We start from the raw sequence: 11,102 nt of genomic DNA, 5'->3' as shown, positions 1-11,102 counted from the left end.
CCGGAATCAAAAAAATCGCAAGCATTTCAATGAAATTCGAAAACGGCGTCGGATTTTCGAACGGATGCGCGGAGTTGGCGTTGAAGAAACCGCCGCCGTTGGTGCCGAGCATCTTGATCGCTTCCTGCGACGCGACCGGTCCCATCGCGATCGTCTGGGTCTGGCTGGCGACCGGCTCCATGACCTTTTCGCCCTTCGCATCGACCAGCGGCTGACCGTCGGCGCCGAGTTTCGGCTGCTCGTAGCTCAGCGGCTCGATCGTCGTGACTTCCTGATAAGGATCGAAATTCTGAAGCACGCCCTGACTCATCAGGACGACCGCGATGATGATGGAAATCGGCAGCAGCAGGTACAGCGTGCTCCGCGTCACGTCGATCCAGAAATTGCCGATGCCTTGCGCCGAGCGCCGCGCGAAGCCCCGGATCAGGGCGAACGCGACCGCGATGCCGGTCGCGGCCGACAGAAAATTCTGAACGGCCAGCCCGAGCATCTGCGTCAGATAGCTCATCGTCGATTCGCCGCCGTAGCCCTGCCAATTGGTATTGCTCACGAAACTGATCGCGGTGTTGAAAGACGAATCGGGGCTGACCGCCGCCATGTACTGCGATTCAACGGCAGACCAAGCTGCAAGCGCTGCAGCGCGTAGACGAAAAGGACGCCGATCGTGTTGAACACGAGCAGCCCGACCGCATACTGCTTCCAGTTCATGTCGGATTGGGCATCGACGCCGGCGATTCGGTAAATCCATCCCTCCGCCGGCAACGCCCTTTGCTGGTCGGCGATGCGCGTGAGATAAGAAGAGAGCGGATAGGCGAACGCGAGGAGTACGACCAGAAACAGCGTGAGCGTCAGAACGGCTTGAGTTGTCATCACAAGTCCTCGGCGCGCACCATCGCGAAGATCAGGTAAATCAGCAAGCCGAGCGCGACTGCGGCGCTCAATGTATAAAGCCAACTCACTTGCGTTCTCCGAGCTTTGCGCAGCCGCGAACGAACGCGAGCATGAGCGCGAAAAACATCAGCATCATCGCCAGAAAAACCAGGTCCATGACTCCCCCGAGGTTGGTGGTGCGCCCAAGTTAGCCATTGCAGTCTAAAAAGGGCATAGAGAGTTCCATGCGCCGGCATAAACGCGCTGTAAAAATGTCATTCCGGCAATGCTGATAAATCGGCCAGCGCGGCGCGTTCGAATGGAAAATCGCTGATCGAAAAAACACGTTACGAAAGGAGGAGCGCAGGGAAGATGATCGGCCGCGGCTTTCCGACCGGCAGGGAAGCCGTCGGCATTGCGCAAGCCGGCCCGGCTAGAAACGTACGAGGTAGCTCACGATCAGATTGATGCCGGGAGCGAATACGCCCGAGCCGTGCGTCTTGTATTTTTTGTCCGCAATGTTTTCGACGGTCCCGATCAGTTCCTGATTTGCCGCGGGGCGATAGCCTACAGAAAAATTGATGGTCGCATAGCCCGGCGTTCCGCCTTCTGGAATGCGCGGATCGGTTAGGTCTTCCGGCGACAACCTGTCCTGCTTTCGCGCAAACAGGCTGTACAGCTCGGCCCACGTTTCCTGGCTCGGCGCATACCGCAGATGTGCGCTGCCGTTCAGCGGCGGGATGCGCTGCAGTGGGTTGCCGGTGACGTCGTCCCGGCCGCGTGTGTAAGCGAGCGCGCCGCGTATTCCCCAGCCACCGCGCAACGCGTAACTGATGCTGGTTTCGATCCCTTGTATTGTCGCCTCGCGCAAATTCTGCCGCTGCCGAACACCGGGTGCGACGGTCACGCGCGCAATCAGATCTTCGTAGGTGCTATAGAAATAACGCACGTCTCCAAACATCGAACCGGACAAATATTTGAACCCGAGTTCGCGGTTCAACGAAGTTTCGGGCTGCAGATTGAGGTTGGGGATTTCGGTGGCAAAATCGACGCGGCCAAAAAAATCTTCTATATTCGGCGCGCGATAACCCTGCGATATCCCGCCGACCAAATTCAGGTTTTCCGTCACGCGATACAGCCCGAGCAGGCTGCCGGTCGTTTTGCTGTTCGATAAGTTCAGTTGCTGATCCTGGATCGCGCCGTCGGCCTCGAATTGCGAGTAGCGCACGCCGGCGATCAGGTCAGCCCGGCTGCCGAGCCTGATTTCATCCTGCAGATAAATCCCGAGGCTGTCATACGTTGCTCCGTCCGGCGTTCCCGGAGCGATAGGTGTTGCGGTTCCCGCAGCCAGATTCAGACGCGTCTTGCTGGTGTCGAAGCGATCGTAGTAGTAATCGACGCCATACGTCAGCCGGTGCGATGCCGCGATATCCTTGTTGAACTGGGCGACGACGCCGGGCGTTTCGACATCGGTCAGCTCGCGCGTTTCGATGTTGGGCGTCGCGCGCTGAATAATCCGCTCGCCTTCCTTTAAACGGTTGTACGACAGGTTGAACTTGACTGTATCGAACAGCGGATTGACGAGCTTGGCCGCGTGGTATTCGAGATAAGTCAGGGAGCGGATTTGCGGTTCGTAGTCGAATTTTGCGGCGCTGCCGAGCACGACTTCATTGGTTTTCGGCACGTCGTATTGACGCATGTATTGCTGCGCAAATACGATCTCCTGATTGCCGGACAATCGATAATTCAGCTTGAAGTCGCCGTCGGCTTCGTCATAGGCCGTGGGCTCTTGTTCGCCGATGTCACCGCCGCCATCAAGGTTGCCGAAATGCTTGAGGCTGACGCCGCCGATCGCGCCCAACCTGTCGCCCGAATATTCGACTTGCGCGCGCCCGGCTAACGATTCGTCCGCGGTCGCCCCGCGCAGCGCAACCAATCCTCCGGTCGCAGCGCCCCTGGCCGATAGACCCGGGCGTTTGGTGATGACGTTGATGACGCCGCCCAGCGCATCGCTCCCGTACAGCACCGACGATGGGCCGCGCACGACCTCGATGCGCTCGATGACGTTGGGATCTATGGTATTCAGATATTGATGCGGACCAAAACGAAAATAGGAGTTGTTGACGCGCACGCCATCGACCAGCAGCAACACCTGCTTACCGGTCAGGCCGCGGATGAACGGCGAGCCGCCGCCGGTGTTGGATTTCTGGATCAGGATGCCGGCTTCGCCTTGCAAAATATCAGGCGTCGCCGCCGCATTGCTTTCGATGACCTCGCGATTTGTAATCACATTGATCGCTTGCGGCGTTTTAAACACTTCGCGTTCGGCGCGCGTGGCGGTAACGCCGATTTCGGGCAGACGTAGTTCGGCGTTCTGGGCATAAGCTGAATTTACTGCCGGATGTGCTGCCAGTGCTGCGGCAATCAACGGCCGAAGGCGGCCGCGCAATTTTATCTTTCGACTCTGCATGAATTGTGTCTCCTAGAACTTGCTTGTCCTGCCGATGCAAGTCCTGATCAAAATTGCTTTGTCGCATAAGACCGCTACTCGCAATGACAGCACGTGTTTGCAAAGAGGTCTCATGTAAGCCAGGGCAAAAGGAGAGGCGCTCGTGGCGCCTCTCCTTGCGACTTTCAGATCACCCGGCGCTTACGCCGGACGAGCTTCGTTCAATTGCGTCCGACCATCTCCCTGCGCAGCAATGCCTTGCGATCTTTTCGCATGTCGTTGCCGTGACGTACCGTCGGATAGGGCGCACCGTTCTTGAGCCCCTGCCACAGAGCGCGGTTGAAGCGCGGCTCGTCGAGCTTGTCTTCTGTCGAGAAATCCTGCCCGGCCATCGCGTTTTCCCACCACGCCACGTCGCCTCTGGGTTTCGCAAATGCGACGCTACGCTTGCTCGACGGCAACTGGTTCTTCGCGGTTTTCGCGGGCAACGGTAGTTCGGTAGTACGCAGCACTTCGGGAACGATAGCCTTGTAGTCCCACGGCTTGGCCTGGTACTCGAACACGTCGCTCATCGGCTCGGCCAGACCATCGGTGATTCCCAAAGGCTCGATGCCGAGGATGTCTTCTATGGTCCGCACCATGCTGACTGTGGTGTAACGCTTCGAGATCAACGCCTTCTGCTTAACATACGGGCCGACCACATACGCGATGCTGCGATGCGCATCGACGTGATCAGGACCGTTCTGCGCGTCGTCCTCGATGATGAAAATCAGCGTGTTGTCCTTGAACGGGCTCTTCGCGATTTTTTCGACCAGCAACGCGGTCGCGTAATCGTTGTCGGCCATTTGCGTATCCGGCGTATTCACGCCGAACTTGGCGGTCTTGAAATTGCACGAAATGATCGTGCGGGAAGCGTACGAACGACAGATTCGGCAGCTTGCCTTCCTTGACGTGCTGATCGAATTCACGCTCCCATTCCTTGAACAGATAGAAGTCGGCGTTATCCTGATCGTAGCCGCGGAAGAACAGATCGGTGTTGTCGCGCAACGCCGCTTTGGTCGGGACAATCTGCTTGACACCGTCGGCGAACGGCGTCGGCGTTACCTCGTTGATGTTGTCGCCGAAGAGGCCGTAATTGCGGATCGTGAGCCCGGCGCGCAACGCGCCATCCCACAGGTAGCCCGCGCCCGCTTCGCCTTCGATGTCGGGCGCGGCAACGTCAGCGTTGCCCGGCAGCAGATCGGGGTCGTCGGGAAGCTTGGGGTTGACCGCCTTGCGTTCGGCAACCGTGGACAAATCCACGTTGACGCCGCGGTTGTCGCCTTCCCAATCGTAAGTAAAGCTGCGGCGCCCGCCATAGGAAGACGGCACGGTTTTCTCGGTGTAGTCGGTGGTGCGCGCCGCGGTCGTCCAGTTCCAGCCATCGCCGCTGACTTCACCGCTGTCGAAGAAGTTGTCGAGCGTTACGAAGTTGCGCGCCAACGCATGGTGATTGGGCGAGATCGGTTCGGGGAAAACGGTCAGGCCCGGATCGCCATTGCCCTTCTCGAGATCGCCGAGGATCTGATCGTAGGTGCGGTTTTCCTTGATGACGTAAATCACATGTTTGATCTTGTCATGCAGGAATTCCATTTTTTTTGCGCTTTGATCGTGTTCCACCGTCTTCGGGAAACGATTGTTCTTTGCCACCTGCCAGGTGAGCCGCGCAAGTTCGTTGCCAGTCGGCATCGGCATGGCGAGGAATCCGGCTTTGGTCAATTGCCATACGTAATCGTTGCTGGCTCTGCACTTGTCCGTCGAGCCGGGGGCGATCGAATTGTTATCGAGGCATGCGCCCGGATTCGGGCCGGCGTTGCTCTTGCCGTTGACGACGTACAGCCATTCACCGTTCTTGCTGACGCTGACCGAATTCGGATAACGGCCGGTCGGGATCAGCCCGATGACGCGGCTCTTGGCTCGCGGCTTATGACTCGCGCCCTGTTTTTTGCCGTCTTTCCCGTCGTCATCGTCCTCGTAGCCTTCGTCGTCATCGTCCTCTTTGGCAGCTTCGGCTTTGCGCAGTTTGCGATCGAGCTTGATAACCGCGACCGAATTGGTGCCGCCGTTGGTCACCAGCAAAAACTTTTCATCGGGCGTCAACGCCAGGCTGTTCGGATTGCTGCCCTTGAGCTTGTCGCGGTTGCGGTAAACCGCGCGCGGCGCCGTGGTAGCGAATTCCTCGATGACCTGGTCCGACTCGGTGTCGATGGCGGAAACCGTATCGCTGTTGCCGTTGGCCACGAACAGCAGGTTCTGCCCGGCATTCAGCAGCATCTTGTTCGGTTGGCCGCCAACCGCGATGCGCTTTTGAAACACCGGCTTTTCGCCGCTGATGTCGACCACCACGACTTCGCGATCGCGCTGGCTCGTCACATAGACCTTGCCGTCGCCTTTGATTGCGACCCAGAACGGATAAGCGCCGCCCGGTTTGCCCACGTCAGCCGCGTTGATCTTGCCGGAGCGCAAATCGAGTTCACCGATTTTTACGCGCTTGACGAGATCGATGACGCTGATGCTGTCGTTCTCGTGATTGGCGACGACCAGGCGCGTTCCGGCTGCGTTGACCGCACGCCGGCAGCGATCGGCTTGTTGTTATCCGACAAGCCACCGAGGTCTCCGGGCCCGGGCTTGGCATGACCGAGCGCGATCGCAGCCGCTTCCGTCCATGCGCCGCCCTGCCCGAGATAAATGCGCAGGTTGTCATCGGGCCCGCCGGAAACATAAAACTCTTTCCCGCTGGGATTCCACGCCATGCCGGAAAACGTGTTGGGCACCTGGAGGACCTGGCGCTTGACCGGCGTCTTGCCGGAAATATCGTAGATGAATACGTACTCGTTCGATTCTCCGGAAACCCGCTTGCCGTCGGGGCCGTTGTTGCGGTTATAGCCGCTGGTCAGAATCAGCAGCGTTTTGCCGTCGGGGCTGGCTGCCGTAGTCACCGCCTGGCCGGCCAAGAAATCGGGTCGCGTGGGCAGATCCGGATTGAGCGCTTCGAAGATCGCGCCCGCTGCCGCTTTCGGCGTGATCTCCACACCGGTCGGTATGCTTTCGCCGGCCGCCAGCGCGCTCTGATGCTGGCCGAAATTCGAATCTTCGGCGAAGGCCGGGGTGGCGCTGATACAAAAAATTCCGGCGAGCAGTAAACCTGCCAGCCGCGGTTTTGACCGCTTTGTGAACTGTGAAATCGATTCGACTTGCATAGCCAATGACTCCTTGATTAAGCGGGAAGTAAACGGATGCGTAACGGCTTTACGGATACGCATGGAGCAAGATGACCAGCACCTACCGGAGGAGACGATATGATCTGATTCAATTTAAAATGCACGGGTTGAAAGTCGCGATCAAAACGAACAGGCGGGTGGCGGTGCGCCGTGCAACAGCGCAACGTCAGGCTATGCTTGCTACATGAAGATGTGATGAAGCCGGGATGACCTTACGATGAACTGTACAGGCGGGCCGCGTACGGATGATGGTCGGCCCCACTGCACTTATGAGGGCTGTGGAAGCAGCACCCGGCATCGCATGGACAGATCTAAATGCGATCATGGTGGATATCGATCGTGACGCGCGCCGAGGTCACTTCGCTGCGGCCGGAATAGACGAAGCTGACGATGCCGACTGTCTGCAACAACAGCAGCGGCCACGGCGACCACAGCAGATTCAGGCCGGCGATGACATCGGGCGCCGCAACCGGCGGCTGCGTCAAGCCCAGCGCGTAGGCGAGCGCGATAGCGGCCGAGGCAAGCGCCATCTTCTGGTATGCGGTGATCGCACCGAAGCCGCGAAAATCGGCGCGCAGGCTTTCCGAAAACACGCGCCACAACTGCGTGCTCACCATCGAAACGGCGAGCGCTAATCTGAACCACCCGCGCAAAAACAGCCACAGGCAAACGAGCCCGACGACGACATGCAAAATCGCGGTCAGCGCCTGGATCGGCACAACCGGAACGCCGGCCAGGCGGTCGGCGTAAGCGATTTTTTTCGTGTCGCCTTCGAATACGAAATGGAGGCGCTTGAAAACACGACGCCCGAATCCGCTCATCTCGCTCACCGGCTTGCCATAGCAGCAACCAAAGCTGATGCACGCGCTGCGCCCGAGGCCCTCGCCGAACGTGTACGCGACGGCGATAGCGGCGAGCACCGGCAGCATCGGCATTTCGGCCGCGCCCGCCGCGCGCAGCAACAGATTGGCGGCGGCGATTGCGGCGGGCAGCACGACAACCGCCACGAACATCGCGCCGCAAATGGTGAACGTGTGCTGCTTGCCCTCGACGATTCGCGCGACCCAGCGCGCGCTCGGCAGCACCACCACAAGGAACACGGCAGCCAGCGCCGTCATCGCGCCGAAGCCGACGCCGACCGCGCCGGCCAGCGCAATTACGATGGCGAATGCGGCGACTTGCGCGATAGCCGAGAGCAAGCCGTAATAAGTGAAATTGGCGCCGATCCATGAACCGTCGCCATGCTTGCGCAGCGGCACCGTCGCCACGAACTGCCAGCGCTCGTCAGGGAGAATGCGAAACGCGCAAGCCAGCAAACCGAGCAAACCTATGCCGAAAGCCGCCACAAACCATTCGATCGCGTAACCGCTCATCGCCGTCTCCTGTTTCGCGTTGTTCCGCGCTAAGCGAAATCCTCATTGGCGCCAATAAAAGGCAGATTTTCGCTGCCGTGGAAGCATGTCCCGCTTGGCGCCGTAGTGGCGTAACGCCGGCCGATCGACGAGCGCGCCAGAACGTCGGTCTCCACCAGCGCGCCTCCAAAGCCTGCCGAGAAACGGCTGCACACATCGGTGCGCCGCGAGTTGCCGAGCAGATCGTCGTCGAACCTGATGCGGCCTTTTTCGAACAGCAGCAGCACCGTGCTGCTGCCCGGCCGAAACAGGCTCTTGACCGCGCCGCGGCCGACGAACATGCCGCAACTCAGCGGCCGCGCGCCGCTGTAGCCGATCTCGCTGTAACGCTGAACGACTTTCCCGATCATCAGCGCGACGACCTCGATCATCGCCACGCGGCCGACGCCGGTGCCATCGGCCACATCGCTGTCAATGATGGTGACGGCCCGCCGGTTTTTTGCGTACGGGCCGGCCACACTGAGCAGAGCCGACGGATTGCACGAGTGGAAGGCGCCGTCGACTTCATAAAAATCGACGACCCTGCCCGAAACGGGAACGTGGTTGTAATGATATTTCTCCGGCGTCAGACGAAAAATCGCCCAGTCGCCGTCAGCGAAGGGCTGCGCCTTGCGCTCCGCGCCGAACAATTCGCCAAGCTCGAAGAATTTTTGCTTGATGAACAGCGCATGCCGCCCCGCGCTGTTACCGACCATCACCCGCGCGTCGCACGGCGAAACCACGCGCGACGATTGGGCGGGCAGCGGCCGGCATTCCCAGTAGCGGATTTGGCGCTCGAAGATTTCACGCAGCGAAGTCGAGGCGTTCGGCGCGACGATCATTTCTTCAGTGTTGACGCCCAGTTTGCGCAATTTGGGCGCGACCCCGAGCCACGGCGTGCACAGCGAAACATCGTAATTCAGAGCCGCGATCACATCGGTCGCGACACGGCTGGTCAGCGCCTTGAACAAGGTCGGCGCATGCTCGCGGGCCGTCGAATACAGCCAGCCGACCGCGCGATCGGCGAGCAACTGTTCGGTGCGAACCGCACCGGTAGCGCGCTCGATATATTGATGCGCACCGCGATTCGCCAGGGGATGGGCGAGAGCGGTCACGCCGCTTCCAGCGACGAGTATTCCTGCTCGTGCTCATAAACGCGCGGCGCGGCGCGCAGCGGCTTTGCCCGCGTTTGCGGAGTCGGCGCGTGCGGCAGGTCGGCGCCATCGGCGGCGATCGCCGTAATGCAGGGAAGAACGCCGAAGCGCGCGAGCACGGTTTCGACGAATGGCGCCGGGTACGCACTCTGTACGACGACATCGCAGCCGGCGGTCGCCAACGCGATGGCCCGCTGCAACGCGCGCTCGATCAGCGCGCCGTTGCGGCATTCGCGCATGATGAATACGTGGCGCAACTGCGCGATCAACAGATCGCGTTCGCCGAAGAGGTCCGCGCAGTCGGCTTGGCGCAGCAGGGCCTCCACCACCGCGACCACGTGCGGCGCGGCTTTCATCGCTTCCCAGCCCTGTTCGAAGCGCAGCGCCTGCCGGCCGCGACACCTTATAACAACGTCCAGCGCCGCCCGCATATCGGGCCAGACATCGACCAGCTCGCCCTCGAACCGGATGTTGTTGGCGCGCACAAGGCGAGCCTGACCGGTAGCGGCCCATGCAGCCAAAACCTGACGATCGTTATGCATACCGTGCTCCTCATGGAGGCGCGGGAAAGCCGCCCGTTGCGACGCGATGATAGTGGCGGCTTATGACGGCGCGATAACGATTAAGCTAAGGAAATGTGAATCTAGTCCCGACTGAAGGCGCAGTGATATTTCGAAGTCCTATTCGAATGGATCGGATGGATTGGCTCTACCGATTGCAACACGTCCGATTATCTGTTTGAGGGGGACAACGATACCAGGGCCCTAATTCGGCTTTTTTTGCAGACGCAAACTTTGATAACCTCGTGCGACAGGCAAAACGGTTTAAAGAATTTTTTTCTGATCCATTCGGTTGTAGTATCAAGCTCCCGGCAGCCGAGGCACTGGCTTCAAATAGCAAATATGAAGCTCGTACGCGAACTAACAAAAAAAGAGACGCTTTTGTGCCTGGTGCTGGCAGGGCTCGCGCATCCGCTTCCCGCGAACGCCGCCGGGCCGTTTGTGACGGATGATGCGGCGATTGCGGCTCCACACTCTTGCCAGCTCGAAGCATGGAAACGATTCAACCGGCAAGGCTATGAAGTATTCGTACTGCCGGCGTGCAATCCATTTGAAAATTGGGAGCTGACGCTGGGGCAAATCAGCACGACCGTTACTGAGGGCGAGCGCGAGCGCCAGAATCTGATTCAGGCCAAGACCGTTTTTCGGCCGATACAACCGGAGCAAATCGCCTGGGGACTATCGTTTGGCAGCACAATTCACCGTCATCCTTCGCCCGGCCAGGAAAGAATCAGCTCGGTTTACGCGTATGTTCCATTGAGCTATTCGATTGGGGTGGACCTGCCGCTTGTTCACTTCAACCTCGGGGGTTTTCGCAGCAACGATGACAATCGCAACAATCTGACCTGGAGCGTGGCTGTAGAAGCACCGTTGCACCCGCGTCTGGCGCTCAATGTCGAAGCGTATGGCGATCATCGCAGCGCCCCGTCTTATCAACTGGGCGCCGCGATTTCCATTGTGCCAAACCGGGTTCAGCTATTTCTGTTGACAGGCGGCCGGCGTCACAACCGGGGGGATAACGGGCGCTGGGCTACGCTGGGTTTCAGCGTCAGCACCAAATGAACGGCGGCTCTACAGCCACTTGGCGCGCTTTAACCGTCTGTGAACGGCGATGCAGCCCATGACCGTGAGGATGAGAACAATCGGGTAGCTGAATTTCCAGTTTAGCTCGGGCATATGTTCGAAGTTCATGCCATACAGGCTGAAAACCATGGTCGGAATCGCGAGAATTGCGCCCCACCCGGCAAGCTTTTTTACAACTTCATTCTGTCCCACAGTCACTAGCGCAAGATTGACCTGCATGGCGATTGTCAGCATCTCGCGCATGCTATTGGTCGCTTGCGTGACTCCTTTGACGTGGTCGTGGATATCGCGAAAATAGGCGCGCGCTTCTTTCGGGATGATGTCGGTATGGAAAC

At 59.3% G+C, this 11,102-nt stretch carries 10 protein-coding genes and 1 pseudogene; 1 reads left to right on the top strand and 10 read right to left on the bottom strand.

What is annotated here, in order from left to right; all coding sequences use genetic code 11:
- From H0V78_06820 to H0V78_06780, 9 genes and pseudogenes are all read right to left on the bottom strand, one after another.
- Window positions 1-870, bottom strand: a pseudogene (locus tag H0V78_06820) (potassium-transporting ATPase subunit KdpA).
- Window positions 870-959, bottom strand: coding sequence for a K(+)-transporting ATPase subunit F (gene kdpF, locus H0V78_06815; protein MBA2351491.1), 90 nt, complete (start codon window positions 957-959; stop codon window positions 870-872). The pseudogene H0V78_06820 and the gene kdpF overlap by 1 nt, the downstream one beginning before the upstream one ends.
- Before the next feature lie 344 nt (window positions 960-1,303).
- Window positions 1,304-3,340, bottom strand: coding sequence for a TonB-dependent receptor (locus H0V78_06810; protein MBA2351490.1), 2,037 nt, complete (start codon window positions 3,338-3,340; stop codon window positions 1,304-1,306).
- 200 nt (window positions 3,341-3,540) lie between these two features.
- Window positions 3,541-4,164 (bottom strand): hypothetical protein, encoded by a 624-nt coding sequence (locus tag H0V78_06805; protein ID MBA2351489.1) that lies wholly within the window; start codon window positions 4,162-4,164, stop codon window positions 3,541-3,543.
- On the bottom strand, window positions 4,052-5,794 hold the full coding sequence (locus H0V78_06800; protein MBA2351488.1) for a bifunctional YncE family protein/alkaline phosphatase family protein: 1,743 nt from the start codon (window positions 5,792-5,794) through the stop codon (window positions 4,052-4,054). The genes H0V78_06805 and H0V78_06800 overlap by 113 nt, the downstream gene beginning before the upstream one ends.
- Before the next feature lie 47 nt (window positions 5,795-5,841).
- Window positions 5,842-6,558, bottom strand: a complete 717-nt coding sequence (locus H0V78_06795; protein ID MBA2351487.1) for a hypothetical protein — start codon at window positions 6,556-6,558, stop codon at window positions 5,842-5,844.
- Window positions 6,559-6,890: 332 nt separating this feature from the next.
- Window positions 6,891-7,952 carry a prolipoprotein diacylglyceryl transferase gene (locus H0V78_06790; protein ID MBA2351486.1) on the bottom strand — a complete coding sequence of 354 codons (1,062 nt, stop codon included), beginning with the start codon at window positions 7,950-7,952 and terminating at the stop codon, window positions 6,891-6,893.
- 29 nt (window positions 7,953-7,981) lie between these two features.
- Window positions 7,982-9,064 (bottom strand): phosphatidylserine decarboxylase, encoded by a 1,083-nt coding sequence (locus H0V78_06785; GenBank protein ID MBA2351485.1) that lies wholly within the window; start codon window positions 9,062-9,064, stop codon window positions 7,982-7,984.
- A gap of 17 nt (window positions 9,065-9,081) precedes the next feature.
- A complete protein-coding gene (locus H0V78_06780; protein ID MBA2351484.1) occupies window positions 9,082-9,666 on the bottom strand; it encodes a hypothetical protein in 585 nt (194 codons plus the stop codon).
- 360 nt (window positions 9,667-10,026) lie between these two features.
- On the opposite strand from H0V78_06780, the gene H0V78_06775 reads away from it, so the two are divergent.
- On the top strand, window positions 10,027-10,746 hold the full coding sequence (locus tag H0V78_06775; protein MBA2351483.1) for a hypothetical protein: 720 nt from the start codon (window positions 10,027-10,029) through the stop codon (window positions 10,744-10,746).
- A gap of 9 nt (window positions 10,747-10,755) precedes the next feature.
- On the opposite strand, the gene H0V78_06770 is transcribed toward H0V78_06775, so the two are convergent.
- On the bottom strand, window positions 10,756-11,102 hold a 347-nt coding region (locus H0V78_06770), incomplete at its 5' end, for a magnesium transporter (protein ID MBA2351482.1).

It is taken from the genome of Burkholderiales bacterium, from assembly GCA_013695435.1.
In the GTDB taxonomy this organism is placed as follows: domain Bacteria; phylum Pseudomonadota; class Gammaproteobacteria; order Burkholderiales; family JACMKV01; genus JACMKV01.
This window is presented reverse-complemented; position numbering and strand designations above follow the sequence as displayed.

What these genes read in the sequence shown, in the direction of transcription:
- H0V78_06790 (MBA2351486.1), bottom strand. Translation starts at nt 7,952, where the DNA reads ATGAGCGGTTACGCGATCGAATGGTTTGTGGCGGCTTTCGGCATAGGT.
- H0V78_06810 (MBA2351490.1), bottom strand. Translation starts at nt 3,340, where the DNA reads ATGCAGAGTCGAAAGATAAAATTGCGCGGCCGCCTTCGGCCGTTGATT.
- H0V78_06775 (MBA2351483.1), top strand. Translation starts at nt 10,027, where the DNA reads ATGAAGCTCGTACGCGAACTAACAAAAAAAGAGACGCTTTTGTGCCTG.
- H0V78_06795 (MBA2351487.1), bottom strand. Translation starts at nt 6,558, where the DNA reads ATGCAAGTCGAATCGATTTCACAGTTCACAAAGCGGTCAAAACCGCGG.
- H0V78_06805 (MBA2351489.1), bottom strand. Translation starts at nt 4,164, where the DNA reads ATGGCCGACAACGATTACGCGACCGCGTTGCTGGTCGAAAAAATCGCG.
- H0V78_06780 (MBA2351484.1), bottom strand. Translation starts at nt 9,666, where the DNA reads ATGCATAACGATCGTCAGGTTTTGGCTGCATGGGCCGCTACCGGTCAG.